The organism is Erythrobacter sp. (assembly GCF_030066995.1).
Classification (GTDB): Bacteria; Pseudomonadota; Alphaproteobacteria; order Sphingomonadales; family Sphingomonadaceae; genus Erythrobacter.
In genome coordinates, this window is record NZ_JASJAP010000003.1 from 35739 (window position 1) to 51419 (window position 15681).

At 64.4% G+C, this 15681-nt stretch carries 13 protein-coding genes and 1 tRNA gene; 12 read left to right on the plus strand and 2 right to left on the minus strand.

Annotated elements, in window-relative coordinates; all coding sequences use genetic code 11:
* Nucleotides 1-21: 21 nt before the first annotated feature.
* Nucleotides 22-1608: a hypothetical protein gene (locus QNI87_RS08705; protein WP_300595820.1), complete on the minus strand. Its 1587-nt coding sequence runs from the start codon at nucleotides 1606-1608 to the stop codon at nucleotides 22-24.
* A gap of 323 nt (nucleotides 1609-1931) precedes the next feature.
* On the opposite strand from QNI87_RS08705, the gene QNI87_RS08710 reads away from it, so the two are divergent.
* The 11 genes from QNI87_RS08710 to QNI87_RS08760 all read left to right on the plus strand — a co-directional run bounded on the left by QNI87_RS08710 (nucleotide 1932) and on the right by QNI87_RS08760 (nucleotide 14584).
* A complete protein-coding gene (locus QNI87_RS08710; protein WP_300595822.1) occupies nucleotides 1932-2318 on the plus strand; it encodes a tetratricopeptide repeat protein in 387 nt (128 codons plus the stop codon).
* Nucleotides 2319-2568: 250 nt separating this feature from the next.
* On the plus strand, nucleotides 2569-3270 hold the full coding sequence (locus QNI87_RS08715) for a lytic transglycosylase domain-containing protein (protein ID WP_300595823.1): 702 nt from the start codon (nucleotides 2569-2571) through the stop codon (nucleotides 3268-3270).
* A 45-nt stretch (nucleotides 3271-3315) separates the two neighbouring features.
* The gene (locus QNI87_RS08720) at nucleotides 3316-3618 is read left to right on the plus strand and encodes a TrbC/VirB2 family protein (protein ID WP_300595824.1); all 303 of its coding nucleotides are present in this window, start codon (nucleotides 3316-3318) and stop codon (nucleotides 3616-3618) included.
* A 4-nt stretch (nucleotides 3619-3622) separates the two neighbouring features.
* The gene (locus QNI87_RS08725; protein ID WP_300595825.1) at nucleotides 3623-3907 is read left to right on the plus strand and encodes a VirB3 family type IV secretion system protein; all 285 of its coding nucleotides are present in this window, start codon (nucleotides 3623-3625) and stop codon (nucleotides 3905-3907) included.
* 75 nt (nucleotides 3908-3982) lie between these two features.
* Nucleotides 3983-6445: a VirB4 family type IV secretion/conjugal transfer ATPase gene (locus QNI87_RS08730; RefSeq protein WP_300595827.1), complete on the plus strand. Its 2463-nt coding sequence runs from the start codon at nucleotides 3983-3985 to the stop codon at nucleotides 6443-6445.
* On the plus strand, nucleotides 6445-7620 hold the full coding sequence (locus QNI87_RS08735; RefSeq protein WP_300595828.1) for a type IV secretion system protein: 1176 nt from the start codon (nucleotides 6445-6447) through the stop codon (nucleotides 7618-7620). Before QNI87_RS08730 ends, QNI87_RS08735 begins: the two co-directional genes overlap by 1 nt.
* Before the next feature lie 2 nt (nucleotides 7621-7622).
* The gene (locus QNI87_RS08740; RefSeq protein ID WP_300595829.1) at nucleotides 7623-8456 is read left to right on the plus strand and encodes a TrbG/VirB9 family P-type conjugative transfer protein; all 834 of its coding nucleotides are present in this window, start codon (nucleotides 7623-7625) and stop codon (nucleotides 8454-8456) included.
* Between the two features lie 59 nt (nucleotides 8457-8515).
* The gene (locus QNI87_RS08745; RefSeq protein WP_300595830.1) at nucleotides 8516-9625 is read left to right on the plus strand and encodes a TrbI/VirB10 family protein; all 1110 of its coding nucleotides are present in this window, start codon (nucleotides 8516-8518) and stop codon (nucleotides 9623-9625) included.
* Between the two features lie 29 nt (nucleotides 9626-9654).
* Nucleotides 9655-10704, plus strand: a complete 1050-nt coding sequence (gene virB11 / locus QNI87_RS08750) for a P-type DNA transfer ATPase VirB11 (RefSeq protein ID WP_300595831.1) — start codon at nucleotides 9655-9657, stop codon at nucleotides 10702-10704.
* Between the two features lie 118 nt (nucleotides 10705-10822).
* Complete coding sequence (locus tag QNI87_RS08755) at nucleotides 10823-13003, plus strand: RNA degradosome polyphosphate kinase (RefSeq protein WP_300595832.1); 2181 nt, start codon at nucleotides 10823-10825, stop codon at nucleotides 13001-13003.
* 51 nt (nucleotides 13004-13054) lie between these two features.
* Nucleotides 13055-14584: a Ppx/GppA family phosphatase gene (locus QNI87_RS08760; RefSeq protein ID WP_300595833.1), complete on the plus strand. Its 1530-nt coding sequence runs from the start codon at nucleotides 13055-13057 to the stop codon at nucleotides 14582-14584.
* Nucleotides 14585-14589: 5 nt separating this feature from the next.
* Here the strand turns inward: QNI87_RS08760 and QNI87_RS08765 are convergent, their stop codons facing one another.
* Entirely contained in the window at nucleotides 14590-15465 is an 876-nt protein-coding gene (locus tag QNI87_RS08765) for a queuosine precursor transporter (protein WP_300595834.1), read from the minus strand.
* Nucleotides 15466-15527: 62 nt separating this feature from the next.
* On the opposite strand from QNI87_RS08765, the gene QNI87_RS08770 reads away from it, so the two are divergent.
* A tRNA-Arg gene (locus tag QNI87_RS08770) sits at nucleotides 15528-15604 on the plus strand.
* Nucleotides 15605-15681: the final 77 nt, after the last annotated feature.

Here is a 15681-nt window from a genome sequence, read left to right on the forward strand (position 1 = left end):
GTCATCATCGCAGCAACGTGCTTAGTCTTCTTCACCGGGACGGATCGGCAAGGACGTGCAGGATGAGCCCGAACCGAAGTTGAGGGTGCCTGAATCGCAGGTCCAGCCCTGGAAGCGCGTGTCGTCGGCGGTCGAGAGGGCCCCGACAAAGGTCGTCGCTTCGAAAAAGGTGGACGTCGCGGTCGCATCGAAGACCGGAGTGGCGCTTGCATCGAAGAAGAAGCCGTTCGTGAAGGTCACGTCGGTGTCGAGCGTGTTGTTGGCGCTCGCCGCGTTGTAGATCGCTTCAAGATCGGCCAGCGCCGCGCCGTCGGTGGCGCGAAGCGGGGTCGAGGCGCTGCAATCGCCGACGATGGAATCGAAAGTCGGAGCCGCGGCGATCGTTTCGGGCTGATCGATGCGCACGCAGGGCGTGCCATTGGCCTCGATGATGCCGTTCGAGAGACGGATCCGCGAGCCGCCGCGCGCGCGCACGACCTGGTCGTTGCCCGAACCCTGAATGAACGTGAAGTTCGTCACGGCCAGCACAGTCTGCGGGATCGCGGCGGTCGAAAAGTCATCGGGCGGGCTGTCGAGCTCGATGATGCTGTCGCCGGCGTTCGAGCGCTGGGCGACGACCACATATTGCAGGGCGCCTTGCGTTCCGGTGTCCGCATCGATCGAATCGTCGGACGCGCCGACCACGGCAACGTTGCGCATGTTCACCGTGCCGCCGAAGAATTCGATGCCGTCATCGGAGCTGTTGAACGACTGGATGTTGTCGAGCGTGGTGCCATTGCCGATCGAGCCGGTGGTCAGCGCCTGCAACTCGTCACCCGGCGCAAGCGCGAAGCCTGAGAAGCGGATCTGGTTGAAGGTCATCGAACCCGAGCTGTCATCGTCGAAGTCGCCGCCGAAGATGGTCGAGATCGTCGTGCCCTCGAGCAGCTGCTCGCATTGCGGGTTGGCGGTGGGGTTAGCGGCGGTGTTGAACGCGCCCGTCGCGCAGTCCGAGGTGGGCGCACGGCCCAGAAGGACGACGCCGCCCCATTGCTGGTCCGAATCGTCGTCGGTCAGACCCAGGATGTTGTCGCGGCTGGTCCAGATGATCGGGTCCGTCGCGGTGCCATCGGCTTCGATCCGGCTGCCTCGGTTGACGACGAGGAAGGAACGACCGCTCGATGCGTAAATGATGACGCCCGGTTCGATCTCCAGCGTCGCAACCGGATCTTCTCCGGCGAGAGGGTCCGTCGCGCCAAAGCTGTTCGCTGCGCCCACATCGGCACCGACATCGACGCGGCCATTCATCGAGTAGAGGAGGCCCGGCACATAGGGGAGCGTATCGTTCTCGGCGTCGAATACGGCTGGCATTTCACAGATGCGGTATTCGCCGGTCGGGCCCTGGATGGTGCCCCGGTCCGTCAGGCCGCCGGTCGAGTTGATTGTGGGACAACCGGCTGCGGGGGTGACGTTGCCGGCCCCGGTTGGCGGCGGCGTCGGCGACGGCGGCGCAGGGTTATTAATAATAATGTCGCCCGACGTGCCGGGCGAGACAATTTCATCAGCGCCGCAACCTGCCAGAACGACAAGGCCACAACCCAAAACGACAGTGCGTGGAAGATTTTTCACAGCGTGCGGTCCCCTCAAAAACCGAGAATCAAGAAGCGCTTGGAATCGATGCGCGAGGGACCGGCTACGGACGCCGTATGACACAATTTAGTCAGCGTTACAGGCGTAAGGCAAAATACGAACTAAGTCATTTTTGTTACGCCTTTCGCCGCACCATTCGGTGGATTTGAACCGGATTGGCGAAATGTTACAGTGTTTGATCTCAAAAAAATCAATAGGATAAGGAAATAAAACGACTAAAAAATTACAATGTGTCAGTTTTGTTGCATTTTTGGGAAAAGCGTGCATGATAGTCTCCAGCACACAAGGAGAAGCTTATGTTCATGATCACGACCGCCGCGGTGGCGATGCTGATGACGAGCGCTCAGCCTGCCCAGACCACGCCCGTCGAACCGAACACCGAAGCGGCGACGCTCGCGTCGGATTCGCTGACGCAGGGCCGCACGATTTCGGCGATTGCCAAGCTCGAAAAGCAGGTGGCGCGCGCGCCCCAGGATCCCGCCCTTCTGATTAACCTTGGCATTGCGCACGCCCAGCAAGGCGACGCGGAAAAGGCCCAGGCCCTGTTCGAGCGCGCTTTGGTTAGTCCCGAGCCGCTCGACCTGGAGACCGCCGATGGCGATCTCATCGATTCGCGTCGGCTCGCGCGCAAGGCGATGCGGATGCTCGCAAGGGGCGAATTCACGCCACGGCTTACGCGCCGCGACTAAGCCCGCTGTGAAATGACTAGGCCCGCTGTGAAATTGAGCCAGCCGTGAATGGGCCGGGAGAATCTCGCACGGCGTGAGAGATGGCGTGCGAGATGGCGTCAGAGATGGCGGCGGCTCATGCAGTTACGCAGTTGAGAGCGGGGCGCTGCGGGGCGCTCCGCTCTCTTGGCATCCGGAAAAGCGCGACGGATGCGTGACGCCACGGCTGGCGGTGTCACCTCAGTGTCATCTTGCGCAGACAAGGGGGTCAATGTCCGGAGGGCATGCGATGATTCCCGCGCGCGGCACGCGCTTTACGATTTCAGCCGTTTTTGCAGCGAGCCTCGTGTTCGCCAGCGCTCCTGCGCGCGCCGATGTCATGGAAGTCGGGCCCGAGGGCGCGCGCTGGGTCACGGGCGATCTCGCCTCGATGCCTGTCGAGGCCGCTGCGCCAGTGGAAGGCGTCTTCATCGAGTTGAGCGCCGACGCCGTTGCCGACGCCGTTCCCGACGCCGTTCCCGACGCCTATCCCGAAGGCGCCATCGCGAACGTGGCGGCGCACGCGGCGGGCGTGCCGACCCGCTACGCCGCGAAGATAATGGAACTCAGCCGCCGCTTCGATCTCAGCCCAAGTTTGCTCGAAGCGCTTGTGTGGCAGGAAAGCCGCTGGCGCGAAGGCGCGGTCAGCCATGCGGGCGCGCGCGGGCTTGCGCAGCTGATGCCGGGCACGGCGCGCTATCTCGGCGTCGATTCCGACGATCCCATGGACAACCTTGAAGGCGGCGCGCGTTACCTGCGCGAGCAGCTTGACCGGTTCGATGGCGATCTCGAAAAGGCGCTCGCCGCCTACAACGCCGGGCCCGGACGCGTTATCAGAGCGGGCGGCGTTCCCAATATCAAGGAAACCAAAGCCTATGTCGCTGCGATCATGGGAAGGCTTTCCGGTCATGCACGGATCAACACCGCGCCCTAGTTTCGCAAGGGGCGCACGGACTTGTTCGAGAATATGGATACGGCAATGAATTCGATTTTTCGCAGGCTGGCCGGATGGCTGGTTCTTCTCCTGGCTTTTATCGCGCCCAGCGCCGCCATGGCGCAGGCCGGCACCGGCGGCGGCAATCCGCTGGTCGATGCGCTTTCGTGGATGCAGAGCATTCTGCTCGGCCCCATCGCCACCAGTCTTGCCGTGATGGCGGTTGCGGGCGTGGGCTTCATGATGCTGACCGGCCGCATGAACTGGCGCTATGGCGGAACCGTCATTGTCGGCGTCTTCATCATCTTTGGCGCGCCGCGCCTCGTGAACTCGATCGCGGCGTTCTGACACCATGACCGAGCTTGCGCGCCAGCCGATCTATCGCAGCCTGACCCGGCCGCAGATGTTTGCGGGTGTGACGATGAATTTCTTCATCATCAACATGACGGTTTCGACGATCGCGTTTCTGGTGCTCGACAGCTTCTGGTTTATCCCGGTGCCGATTATCATGCACGCGATCGGCTATTTCGCGTGTCTGCGCGAACCGCGCGTGTTCGACCTGTGGATCACCAAGGTTTCCAAATGCCCGCGCGTGCCCAATTACCGGCGTTGGGGGGGCAACAGCTATGCGCCCTGATGCGGTGATTCACGCGGTCATGGACGCGGTGATTGACCGGGCCGCACGCGCACCTTGCAAGGAGGGACTGTGACCATGGCCAAATGGATCGGACCCGCCAGTTGGAGCGCGAAGGAGGCGCTGGTCGGCGATCGTCTGCCTTACGCGCGGCTGATCGATGAAAGCACCGTGCTGCTGCGCGACGGCTCGGTGATGAGCGCGATCCAGGTGCCCGGCCTGCTGTTCGAGACCGAGGATAGCGACGCGCTCAACGCTCACGCCGCGACGCGCGAGGTGATGCTACGCTCGACGCTCGATGCCCGTTTCGTGCTCTACCACCACGTCGTTCGCCGCCGGGTCGAGGTTGAGCTTGACGGCGAGTTTCCCGATCCCCTGAGCCGCCATATCGATGCGCGCTGGAAAGAGCGCCTGGCGGGCGGGTCTTTGTTCATCAACGATCAGTTCGTCACCCTCATTCGTCGCCCGGCGCGCGGCAAGACGGGTCTGCCCGAGCGGATGGCCCGATTTTTCTCGCGTCAGGGCAAGGACGAACTCGAAGCCGATCCCAAGGACATCCGCAGTCTGAAAGCCGCCGTCACGGGCCTGACCGCCTCGCTTTCGGCCTATGGCGCGGCGGTCTTGAGCGATTACGACGCGCCCCAAACGAATGGTGGCTCGAAGGGTGGCACGAATTCGGAAATGCTCGAGCTGCTCTCGGCGCTCTTCAACGGCGAGATGCGGCCCGTGCGCCGTCCTTCGGCCGAGACCGATATCGGCCACATGCTGCCCTATCGCCGCGCGAGTTTTGGTCTCGATGCGATGGAATTGAAGGGCTCGGGCCAGCCCGATTTCTCCGCGATCCTCGGCCTCAAGGATTATCCCGAGGCGACTTCTCCCGGCCTGCTCGATGGGCTGCTGCGCCTGCCATACGAGATGGTCGTCACCGAAAGCTACGCGCCCAACGAGCGGACAACCGCGCGCGAGCGGATCGATCTGGCGCTGCGCCGTTCGCGCTCGGTCGATGAGGAAGCCGCAAGCGAACGCGCCGACATGATGGCCGCGCGCGACGCGCTTGGAAACGGCAGTGTGGGCTTTGGCGATCATCACCTCACCGTGCTGGTGCGCGAGCGCTCGCTCGACCGGCTCGACGACGCTTGCGCTGCCTGCGCCGCCGCTTTGGCGGATACGGGCGCGATTGCGGTGCGCGAGGACACCAATCTGGAGCCGGCTTTCTGGGCGCAGTTTCCAGGCAATGAGGACTACATCGTGCGCCGCGCGCTGATCTCCAGCGCCAACATGGCGAGCTTTGGCAGCTTTCACGGCTTCGCGCTCGGCAGCGCGGAAGGCAACCATTGGGGCGAGGCGGTCACGCTGCTTGAAACGACCAGCGCGACGCCGTTCTTCTTCAACTTCCACCACGGCGATCTCGGCAATTTTTCGGTGATCGGCCCGTCGGGTTCGGGCAAGACGGTGGTGATGAACTTCCTCGCCGCGCAGGCGCAAAAGTTCAGCCCCCGCACCATCCTGTTCGACAAGGATCGCGGCGCGGAGCTCTTCATTCGCGGCATTGGCGGGCGCTATGACCGGATCAATCCGGGCGAGCCGACCGGTTTCAACCCGCTCTCTTTGCCCGACACGCCCGCGAACAAGGCGTTCCTGCGCGACTGGCTGGGCGTTCTCCTGAAGGCCGATGGGCCCGAGGAACTGGCCTGCATCAGCGCGGCGGTCGACGCAGCCTACGCCAACGACGCGCGGCTGCGGCGCTTGCGGCACTTCAAGGAATTGCTGGCTGGCGCGCGGCGTCCGGAACCCGGCGATCTGGCGGACCGGCTGAGCGCCTGGATCGGTCATTCGGGCGAGGACGATGGCGAACACGCCTGGTTGTTCGATAACGAAACCGACGCGCTGGACCTTGACGCCCGCGTGCTCGGCTTCGACATGACGCAGCTGCTCGAAAACCCGCGCCTGCGCACGCCGGTGATGATGTACCTTTTCCACCGCATCGACGAGCGGCTCGACGGCAAGCCGACCATGATCCTGATCGATGAGGGCTGGAAGGCGCTCGACGACGAGGTGTTTGCCGCGCGCATTCGCGATTGGCTCAAGACGCTGAGGAAACGCAACGCGCTGGTGGGTTTTGCGACGCAGTCGGCGCGCGACGCGCTTGAAAGCCGGATTTCGACCGCTCTGGTCGAGCAGACGGCGACGATGATCTTCATGCCCAACAGCCGCGCGCGGCCTGAGGATTATTGCGACGGCTTTGGCCTGACCGATCATGAGCTTGCGCTGATCCGCACGCTGCCCGCGCATTCGCGCTGTTTCCTGGTGCGACAGCCCGATGCGAGCGTAGTCGTGCGCCTCGATCTGTCGGGCGCGCCGGAGGTGCTCACCATTCTCTCGGGCCGCGAGGCCTCGGTGCGCCGGCTCGACCTGCTGCGCGAGGCGGTGGGCGATGAGCCGAGCCAATGGTACCCCGCGCTCACCAACAAGGCGTGGCCCGATGGCGGCAACGGTGAGGTTGACGAAGACGGGCATCCCGTCTGGCAGGCGGCCGAATAATGGCGACGAGCTGCGATCTGGTGGCCCAGGAGGTCGGCGCGGGCGTCTCGGCGGCGCTGACGGCGGTAGACTGCATTGCCAGCGAGGTCAGCGAGCAGGCGTTCGGCCAGATCTTCGGGTCAGAGGGTCAGATGTCGCTGGTGCTGACCATCCTGTTGACGTTCTACGTTGCGTTCTTCGGCATCAGCCTGATGCTTGGCCGCTCCAATCTGTCGATCCGCGCGCTGGTGCCCCGGATCATGACGATCGGGCTGGTTGTCACCTTTGCGACAAGCTTCGCCGCGTTCTCGGCGGTGTTCTACAACATCTTCGTTGAAACGCCCGACTGGCTGGCGGGTGTCCTGACAAAGAGCGAAGGGTCGGCGACGGCGACCTTCGCGCAAAAGCTCGATGTCGTGTTCATCGCGGTGCAGGAAGCCTCGACCGGGCAGACCGACATCAACATGTTCTCGCCCCCCGGCATGATGTGGCTGGGCGCGCTGCTGCTTCTGCTGGGCACGGTGGGGCTGCTTGTGACCGCGCGCATTGGCCTCGCTTTGCTGCTCGCGGTCGGTCCGATCTTCGTGGTGATGGCGCTGTTCAACCAGACGCGCGGGTTGTTTGTCGGCTGGCTGAAGGGGATGCTGATGCTCAGCCTTGCGCCGCTCTTCGCGGTCGTTGGCGGTTCGATCATGCTGGAGATGGCGGTGCCGATCCTCGCCGCGCTGATCGCGACGCCCGGCGAAATCAACCAACAGGCGGCCATGGCGTTCTTCGTAGTGGGTTTTGTCCACTGCATGCTGATGCTGATGGCGCTGCTGACCTCGTCGATCATGGTCTCCAAATGGCAGGTGTTCGGCTTCGCGCCGACGGCAAAAGAGGTCGAACCCAGCTTCGCACCCACCGCCGCGCCCGTCGCGCAAGCGCCGATCGTGGCGGACCGCGCCGCGCGCACCGCGCCCCCGGTTGCGGCGGCGGCGGTCCAGCGCCGCGCCGAAGTTGCGCCCGCGAGCGCGATTGCCGCCAACGACACCGGCCCCGCCACCACCACAGTCCGCCAGACGAAGGTCTACGCATCCACGGCTCAGGGCGGTGGGTCTGCGTCAACCCGTTCAGGCCCGTCCCGCACGCGCGGGATCGGCAACCGTTTCAAAAGCGCTCCGGCTTCCAGCCGCTCGCCCGCCAAAAGGAATTGAGAATGAACCGCGCAGCCGCCTTGCTGCCTTTGACAGCATTTGCCGCCGCCGCTCTGCTGGCGCCGCCCGCATTCGCGCAGGACGCCGCCGATGCCGCGCCCGCGAGCGAGCAAGCGCCCGCCGATCCGCGCATCCAGACCGTGATTTATGACGAAGCGATGGTCTATTCGCTGCCTGGCAAGGTGAAAGTGCAGACCACGATCAAGTTCGCCGAGGACGAGGTAATCGAGAACGTCGCGATCGGCGACAGCGGCGCTTGGCAGGTGCAGCCGAACAAGGCGCAGTCGCTGCTGTTCGTCAAGCCGCTTGCGGTGCGTGCCAAGACCAACCTGACCGTGGTGACGAGCAAGCGTACCTATCTGTTCGACCTTTCCGCATCGCCCAGCAACGCGCCGCTCTACGTGCTGCAATTCCGCCACCCGGAACTGGAAAAGGCCAAGGAAGAAGCCCGGCTGGCCGCCCTCGAAGCCGCCGCCGAGCAGGAAAAGGCCAACGCGCTGGAGATGGCGGCGGCGAAAGACCCTTACGCGGTGGCCGATCCGGCGAGTTTGAACTTTGAATGGGCGGGCGCGGGGACAAGCGGTTTGCTGCCCGCGCGGGCCTATGACGATGGGGAGGCGCTGTTCCTCACCTGGCCCGAGGGCACTGCGATCCCGGCGATCCTGATCACCAATGAGGATGGTGTCGAAGGGCCGGTCAACTTCACCGTGCGCGGCGATACGGTCGTGCTCGACCGCGTGCCTGCTCAGATCATTCTGCGCTCCGGCAATGAAACCGCCACTCTGACCAACACCGGTCCCACGATCATCCGGCCGCGTCAGGCGGCGAGACCGTGAAGGGACACACCATGTTTGCGTTTCGAAACTTCGGCAGAACCCGTGATGGAGAGTAAGTGATGCGACTGGCTATGCGTCTCCCGCCCAAGAAGAGTGACAACGGCGCTTTCGACGCGGGCGATCCGCGCGAGGGTGAAAGCGCGGAGATCATCGATCTCGCCAGCCGCAGCGCCTTTCCCGCGGTCACGGATCGCAAGTCGAAAACCGACGGGCTGGGCCTCGCCGCCGGTGTCGCCATTGTCGGCGCTCTGGGCGCGGTCACGCTGTGGAGCATGAACGCAGCCCAGGTTCCCGAGCCTGAGACGATCGGCAGCGCGCAAGTCGCAGCCGCTGCGCCAGCGCCCGCTCCGGTGGCGCCGCAGCCGGTTAGCCCTGAGCCCGCGCCGCGTCGCCCCGATCCGACGCCCGCGCCGATCCTCACCCGCGCACCGGACACAAACCCGGCTCTCGCGAGCAACCCCTATGCCAGCCCGATCATGCCCTATGACGCAAGCGTGCCCGCCAACAGCGCCGTCGCCGCGCCGCCAGCGGTCGGCGGCGGGGCTCCGGCCACCGGCGCGCAAGCAGGGGCCGTGGCGGGATCGGCGGCGGCCTTTGCCAGCTCGATCGGCGGAGTGGGCGGCGCGCCGGTGCAGGCGACGCCGATGACCAACCCCTCGACCACGGTCACGCAAGGCACTCTGATTCCCGCCGTACTCGAAACCGCGATCAACACCGACGTGCCCGGCTATGTGCGCGCGGTGGTGAGCCAGGATGTGCGCAGTTTTGATGGAACGCGCATTCTCGTCCCGCGCTCTTCGCGCTTGATCGGGCAGTACCAGTCGGGCGTCCAGCAGGGGCAAAAGCGCGCCTATGTGATCTGGACCCGCCTGATCCGTCCCGATGGTGTGTCGGTCAATCTCGCCTCGCCCGCGGTCGCCTTTGACGGCACAACGGGCCTTGAGGGCGACGTGAACAGCCACTTCTTCAAGCGCTTTGGCTCCTCGATGCTCCTGTCTGTCATCGGGGGGCTGGGAGGCATTGTTTCGGGCGGCACGTCGGTGTTCCTCGGCGGCGCGCAAACGGCCTCGCCCGACGCCGGCATCAGCCCGACGATCCGCGTGAAGATGGGCGAACCCATTCGCGTCTTCACCTCGCGCGATCTCGACTTCAGCACGGTTTCGAACTGAGGCTGCCCCCGCATGCTGGCCCGTCGATCATGAGCGCCGATATCCATCCTCTCCCCTCATCCGGCGAGGGCGCGTCGGCGGCCCGGTTGCCGGAAGAGCCGACCAGCAGCCTTGAACGGCTGGCCGAGCGCAGCGTCTATCTCGATGCGTATCTGGAGCCGTTCAAGCGCTGGCTGGATCGCGACACGGTGACCGAAATCATGGTCAACCGGCCGGGCGAGGTGTGGGTCGAGGACGCCTCGGAAGGCGCCGGGTTTCGCCGGATCGCAACGCCGGAAATCGATGACCGACTGGTGCAGCGGCTTGCCGAACAGGTCGCGCGCGTCAGCCACCAGGGGATCAACCGCGAACATCCGCTGCTGGGCGCAACGCTGCCCGATGGCGCGCGTATCCAGTTCTGTGGGCCTCCGGCAAGCCGCAAGCACTGGATCATGGCGATCCGCCGCCACCGTCGGCTGGACCTGCCGCTTGACGCGTATGACGCCGGTCCCCTTTCGGGCGAGACGCAGGTCGAGATGCCTGACCCCCAGGCGCGGCCGATCGACTATCTGCGTGAAGCGATCCGCCAGCGCCGCACGATCCTGATTTCCGGCGGGACCAGCACGGGCAAGACGACTTTCCTCAACGCCATGCTAGGCGAAATCCCGTCCGAAGAGCGCGTCGTATTGGTCGAGGACACACCCGAGCTCAAGTTTCCCGGCGAAAACTGCGTCGGGCTTGTCGCGGTCAAGGGCGAGCTGGGCGAGGCGAAGGTCACCGCCAACGAGCTGCTTCAGGCCGCCTTGCGCCTGCGGCCCGACCGCATCGTACTGGGCGAACTGCGCGGCGGAGAGAGCGTGTCCTTCCTGCGTGCGATCAACACCGGCCATCCGGGCAGTTTCTCGACGATCCACGCCAACTCGCTGCGCGGCGCGCTCGAACAATTGTCGCTGATGGTGATGCAAACCGGGATCGGCCTCACGCGTTCCGACACCATCGCCTACGCGGCGAGCGTGATCGATGTGATCGTCCAGCTGGGCCGCGACGCAAAGGGCAAGCGCGGGATCACTCAGATTGCCGAGGCGCGCTCGCTCGTTTGAGGGGGCGATATCGATTTGACATTCCTGGGGCAGGGCCCAAGTCGTTAGTTGCGTCGTGTCGGTCGCGCTGCGAGGATCAGACGCATCGACAGCGAAAGGGAAGGGACCAGGCCAGGCGATGAGCAGCGCTCCGATCATCCACGATACGCCCGATACGCCCGATTTGGGCGCGGCGAGCGATGGCGAGAACTATTTCAACCGCGAGCTGTCCTGGCTGTCGTTCAACGAGCGTGTGCTCGCCGAAGCGGACAACACCGCCTATCCGCTGCTGGAGAGGCTGCGCTTCCTTTCGATTTCGGGCAGCAATCTTGACGAGTTCATGATGATCCGCGTCGCAGGGCTGGTCGGCCAGGCGCAGCGCGGGATCGACAAGACCGCGATTGACGGGCGCACGCCCAGCCAGCAACTGGTCGCGATCCGCGCCAAGCTGGCCGAGCTTTCCGAACGCCAGCAGGATATCTGGCGCGCGCTGCGCGAGGCGTTGGCAGACAGCGATATCTACATTGCCGACGAACAGCGCATCGAAACGCAGGCGCATGACTGGTTGGCGAATTACTTTCTTGAAGAGATCCTGCCGGTCATCACGCCGCAAGCGCTCGACCCCGCGCACCCGTTCCCGTTCGTGCAGAACGAGGGGATGGGGCTGCTCTTCACGCTGACGCGCGATGCCGACAAGGAACAGCTGATCGAAATGATCCTGATCCCCACCGCGCTGCCGCGTTTCGTTCGCGTGCCCAGCGATATCGCGGGAACCGGAGAGGCGATCTACATCTCGATTGCGAGCCTCATCCAGCGCTATGCCAAGCGTCTGTTTCCCGGGTTCACTATCGAGGGCGACGGCCTGTTCCGGGTGCTGCGCGACAGCGATATCGAGATCGAGGAAGAGGCCGAGGATCTGGTGCGCACCTTCCGCAGCGCGATCCAGCGCCGCCGCCGGGGCCAGGTGATCCAGCTCGAACTCGAAGAGGATTTCGACCCCCAGGCCGAGGCGATGCTGCTCGAACAGCTCGGCGTGCACGAGGCTGCGGTGATCAAGACCGATGGGATGATCGGGATCGACGGGCTTGCCGAGATCGTCTCCGAAGATCGCCCCGATCTCAAGTTCGACGCCTATTCCCCGCGCTATCCCGAACGCGTGCGCGAGCACGATGGCGATGTTTTCTCCGCCATCCGCGAGAAAGACATCGTGATCCACCACCCCTATGAGAGCTTCGAAGTGGTGGTCGATTTCATCCGGCAGGCCGCGAACGATCCGGACGTGGTGGCGATCAAGCAGACGCTCTACCGCGCGGGCTCGCAATCCGCCGTCATCAACGCGTTGATCGAAGCGGCGGAAAACGGCGTGTCGGTCACCGCCGTGGTCGAATTGAAGGCGCGCTTTGACGAGGAGCAGAACCTCAAATGGGCGACCAAGCTGGAGCGCGCCGGGGTTCAGGTGATCTACGGCTTCACCGACTGGAAGACCCACGCCAAGACCGCGATGGTGGTGCGGCGCGAGGGCGACAGTTTCCGCACTTACTGCCATTTCGGCACGGGCAATTATCACCCGATCACCGCCAAGATCTACACCGATATGAGCTTCTTCACCGCCGATCCGCGGCTGGGACGCGACGCGGCGCGGATGATGAATTTCGTCACCGGCTATGTCGAGCCCAAGGATCTTGAACTCATCAAGATCGCCCCGCTCGATCTTCGTGAAGAGCTGTACCGGCGCATCGATACCGAGATTGCCAACGCGCAAAAGGGCAAGCCCGCCGCGATCTGGATGAAGTGCAACCAGATCACCGACAAGGGGATGATCGACCGGCTCTACGCCGCGAGCCAGGCGGGTGTCTCGGTCGAACTGGTGGTGCGCGGCATTTGCTGTCTGAAGCCGGGCGAACCGGGTTTGTCCGAGAACATTCGCGTCAAATCGATCATCGGTCGTTTCCTCGAACACAGCCGCATTTACGCCTTTGCCGATGGTCGCCCCATGCCCGGCGCGCAATCGGCCGTCTTCATCTCGTCGGCCGATCTGATGGGCCGCAATCTTGATCGCCGGGTCGAAAGCCTGATCCCGATCCTCAACCGCACGGTCCACGATCAGGTGCTCCAGCAAGTGCTGCTCGCCAACATGCTCGACACCGAGCAGAGCTGGTGGCTCAACGCCGATGGCACCTATTCGCGGGTCGAGCCGGGCGAGAAGCCGTTCAACTGCCATCGCTATTTCATGACCAACCCCTCGCTTTCCGGGCGCGGAGGTGCTTTGGAGGCCGGAGGCGTTCCCAAATTGTCGCTGCGCAAGGGTCGAAGCGGCTGAAGGGGACGGGCTTGAGGTCGCTAGCCAGGCGGGGAAGAGCATAAAGACGCGATGAGTTTCAAACGACGGCGAGAGGAACGCGACGGGGCGTTCTCCGGCAGCGTCGCTGCCCGGGCAATTATCGATATCGGTTCGAACACGGTCCGCCTTGTCGTTTACGGCGGTTCGATGCGGGCGCCGAGAGTTCTGCTCAACGAGAAGGTCACCGCCAGGCTTGGCCGGGACATTGCGAAGAACGCGACGCTCGCGCCCGAGGCGATCGAGATCGCTATGCAGGGCCTGCGGCGGTTCACGCTTCTGCTGAAGGACCTTGGCGTTTCCGACGTGGAGACCGTCGCCACCGCCGCCGTGCGCGAGGCGAGCAATGGTGCCGATCTCGTCGCCGAGATCAGGGAGCTTGGCCTCCATCCGCGCATTCTGAGCGGGGAAGAGGAAGCGATCCTGAGCGCCCACGGCGTTGCGGGCGCGTTTCCGGGCGCTGAGGGTATTGTTGCCGACCTTGGCGGAGGCAGCCTTGAGCTTGTCAACCTTGCCAAGGGCGATGTGAGCCACCCGATCACCCTCCCTCTGGGCGCGCTGCGACTGCCGGACTACCGCGAGCGCGCGGACGGATCGGACAGCGCCATGCGCGCCGCGCTCGAGAAGGATCTTGCAAAGGGGGCCAAGAAGCGCGCCAAGGGCGCAAAGCTGTTTCTTGTCGGCGGCACCTGGCGCGCGATGTCGGTCTTTGCGATGCAGGCGCAAGGGCACCCGTTGAGCGATCCGCACGGGCTCTCGCTCAGCGCCAAGCGGGCGATGAGCCTTACCAAAGCGCTGGGCGAAGAAACGCCCGAGAGCCTCAAGGCGCGCGAACGCATCTCGACCATGCGGGCCGAACGGTTGCCCGATGCGGCCATCCTCTTGCAGGCGCTGCTTGCGACGCTGAAGCCGAGCCGGGTGGTGTTTTCCTCGTGGGGTCTTCGCGAAGGGATACTTCATGACAGCCTTGCGCCCGAGGCCCGCGCGCAGGACCCGCTGCTCGCTGGCGTGTCCACCTTTGCCGCCGGGCGCGGCGCTCCGCCGACCCTGGCGGCGCGGATGGCCAGCTGGACGCTCGACGCCGCGCCCGCGCGCGATCACGGGAATGAGCGGCTGCGTCTGGCGGCGACCATGCTGTCGCTCGCCTCGATGCAGATCGAGCCCAATATCCGCTTGCCCCAGGCGATCGATTGGGCGCTGCAAAAGCGCTGGATTGCGATAAGCGGCGCGGAACGCGCCATGCTGGCGGCCGCGATTGCGGCGAACGGCAACGCGCTCGATCTGGACGAGCGGGTCCGCGCCCTGGCGAGCGAGGCGGCGCTCGACGAAGCGATAAACTGGGGCCTTAGCGTGCGGCTTGCGCGCCGGCTGGGCGCCAATTCGCGGCGGTCGCTTGAAATGAGCCGCCTGGTGCTTGAAGAGGATGCGCTGGTGCTGCGCCTCGCGCAAAGCCACGCGGCGCTCGCCAGCGGCCCGGTCGAAAAGGACATGAAGCTCCTGGCGGGCCGCCTCAACCTGATCCCGCGGGTGGATATCGTGGCCGACGACGCACTGCGCAACTAGGCGGCCTAGGCGCGTTTCTCACGACCTGAAAATGGCGAGAAATCGGTCTCGGTGTCGAACAGATCGACCCCTTCGGCGCGTTTGAGCCAACCGACCACCGCGTATGTCACCGGGGTCAGCGCCGCTTCCCAGAAGACCTTGAGCAGCCAGTTGGTGACCATCACCGTCACCACCGCCTCGCTCGTCCAGATGCCGTAGAAGGCAACGGGGTAGAAGATCAGGCTGTCGACGCCCTGGCCTACCACGGTCGAACCGATCGTGCGGGTCCATAAGGCGCGGCCTTTGGTCCACACCTTCATCTTGGCCATGACATAGGAATTGACGAACTCGCCCGCCCAGAACGCGACGATCGAGGCAACCACGATGCGCCACGTGCTGCCAAAGACGCTCTCATAGGTCTGCTGGCAGATGGCACCGGAAGGGCCGCCGGGATCGATGGTGGAGGCGAGGGGGCCGGGCGGGGTGTCGAACCCGCTCGCCGCGCAGGTCCAGCCGTCGAAGGCGGGCAGGCTGACGACGACATAGCTCATGAACGCAAGGAAGATCATCGCCGCAAAGCCCGTCCAGATCACCCGGCGCGCGCGGGCAAAGCCGTAAATCTCGGTCAGCACATCGCCGATGACATAGCCCAGCGGAAAGAACAGGATCCCCGCGCCATAGATGAACACCCCGTCCGCCGCCGGCCACCAGCCGCTTGGCCACCAGCTCACCTCCACATAGGTGAGCTTGGCCGCCCCGATGATGTTGGAGAGCAGCAGGATTGCGACAAACGCCGCCATGACAAAGTCGTAGAACCGGAAAGTCACCGGGGCGGTGTCGATGGCAACGATATTGTCGGTGGGGTCTACGTCGTATTCGGGGGGAAGAGTGGTCTTTTCCATGCCTTGCGGCCCCTAGCGCGATTCCCATGGCGGCGAAAGCGCGCTAAGGGCCTCTTCGGCGCGCGCCCTTAGCTCATCTGGATAGAGCGCGAGACTTCTAATCTTGAGGTAGTAGGTTCGAGTCCTACAGGGCGCGCCAATTTCACTTCGTTCAAATCGCGCGCCCTTGCCTTTGTCTGGTTCGGACTTCGTCCTCTAGGGCGCGCCATTTCATCT